Below are 1,897 nucleotides of genomic sequence, written 5' to 3' on the forward strand. Positions count from 1 at the left end.
TTTTTGTAGCAGTCGCTCAAGAAGGCACAGTAACCAAAGCCAGTGATGCCGTAAAACTCACGCAAAGCGCTGCCAGCATGGCTTTAGCAGATTTAGAAGATGGCCTTGGCGCGCCGCTGTTTGACCGCCTGGGCAAGCGCCTGCAGCTCAATGACTTAGGCCGTTTCCTGCTGCCGCAGGCTTTAGAAATTTTGGGGCGCTGTGACGCGTTTGAGCAGGCAGCCAAAGGCGAACTGCAAAGCATTGACCTGCGCCTGGGCGCAACGCTGACCATCAGTGACTACTTAATGCCAGACCTGATGGCGGACTTTTTGCAGATTCAGCCTCAGGCGCATTTGCAGCTGCAGGTCGGCAATACCCGCCAGATGATTGAAGCGGTAAACCAGTTCCAGCTGGATTTGGCGCTGATTGAAGGCTCCTGCCATTTGCCGCAGCTGCAGTGCATTCACTGGCGCGATGATGAGCTGGCCGTCTGCTGTGCGCCCAGCCATCCTTTAGCGCAGCTGAACCGCGCGCTGACCGCCGCTGACTTCAACCATGCGGAATGGATTTTGCGCGAAGAAGGTTCAGGCACGCGCGAAGTGTTTGACAATGCAATTCTGAAAGACTTGCCGGATGCCAATATCCGCTTAACGCTGGGCCATAATGAAGCCATCCTTAAAATTGTCGCCGGCGGCCTGGGCATGTCCTGCATCTCTAAGCTGGCAATTGAGCCACTGCGTGAAAAAGGCCAATTGGTGATTTTGGAAACGCCGTTCTGGCAGCTGACCCGCCCGCTGTTCATGCTGGTGCACCGCCAGAAATACCAAGGCCCGGGGCTGAAAGCCTTTATGAAGTTCTGCGAAAAGTAAGCAAAAAGCGCCTTAAGGCGCTTTTTTTATTTTCCAAACTGCCGTTCGCACGGCACGCCGTCATGATTTCCATCCATCTGTGTATTTGGGCAATTTCGAATAAAGAATACAGCCTCTTCATAAGAACCCATCTGGCTGCAATGCGTCCGGCCATCGCATTTAAAGCGGGCCGAAGCTGGATTGGAATCTGCCGCTGGCCGTGAAATTTCCTGTCCAGCCGATGCTTTAGACGGCTGCGGGCTGGACTGAATCTGCTCCGGACGGCTTTCTAAATTCTTGCGGCCCTGCTCCGTCAGCACCTGATCCTGCAATTTCCCTTGCGCTTTGCGCTGATCTTCGACAATGCGCTGCTGCTCCAGCATCAATTGCTGAGCCTTGAGCTGCTTTTGCGCCTGATAGCCCTGATATTTGCCATACGCTGCAGCAGCCGCTGCGGCGATAATCATTAAGCCGATAAGCGCAATATATTTTACCTTGCGGCTCCCTGCCTGATGATGCTGCGAAGCGCGGTTTGACTCCCGGGCTGGGCGGCCTGCGCCTTCATGGCGCTGTTCCGCTTTTAAGTCCAAGCGCACAATATGATCAGCCTTAAACTTGCCCTGATCTTCAATAATCAAAAACTGCAGCTTTTCCCCCGCCTTCGGCGGAAGGCTTTTATTTGGAAAATCCTTAATATGAAAAAATAAATCCGGCTGCCCGCCCTCAAGCGCAATAAAGCCAAAGCCTCTTTCGGCATTAAAGCTTTTAATTTTCCCCTCAATAAACATCTTATTGATCTCATTATTTTTAAAGCAAAATCATTATATTAAAACCTGCAATAAAAAAGAGGCGCCAGCGCCTCTTTTTTACCATTTTTTAAAATCAGATCAATCAGCGCCGGAAACTGGTCAGCAAATCCGTTGTAATCGATTTATTGTGCGCAGAAACCTTCGATTTTTTAGCTTTCGCGGATTTGTCTTCAACACGCTCAATCTTAACCGCTTTATAGCGGTCGCCATTTTCAACTACATTAAACTTCACGCGTTCATTGCGTTTCGGCTCACCTG

The 1,897-nt window shown here is 50.9% G+C and carries 2 protein-coding genes and 1 pseudogene; 1 reads left to right on the top strand and 2 read right to left on the bottom strand.

Features of this window, described 5'->3' with window-relative positions; genetic code table 11:
• A partial coding sequence (gene gigC, locus RSA72_RS14420) for a LysR family transcriptional regulator GigC (protein WP_332633428.1) occupies nt 1-851 on the top strand: 851 nt, incomplete at its 5' end.
• A 26-nt stretch (nt 852-877) separates the two neighbouring features.
• On the opposite strand, the gene RSA72_RS14425 is transcribed toward gigC, so the two are convergent.
• Nucleotides 878-1,618, bottom strand: a complete 741-nt coding sequence (locus RSA72_RS14425; protein ID WP_332623960.1) for a cold shock domain-containing protein — start codon at nt 1,616-1,618, stop codon at nt 878-880.
• Nucleotides 1,619-1,721: 103 nt separating this feature from the next.
• Nucleotides 1,722-1,897 (bottom strand): annotated as a pseudogene (locus RSA72_RS14430) (cold shock domain-containing protein); the annotation flags it as partial.

This window comes from Acinetobacter sp., assembly GCF_036659555.1.
GTDB lineage: Bacteria > Pseudomonadota > Gammaproteobacteria > Pseudomonadales > Moraxellaceae > Acinetobacter.

Excerpts from the sequence above, each read along its gene's own strand:
- RSA72_RS14425 (WP_332623960.1), bottom strand. The coding sequence starts at position 1,618 with ATGTTTATTGAGGGGAAAATTAAAAGCTTTAATGCCGAAAGAGGCTTT.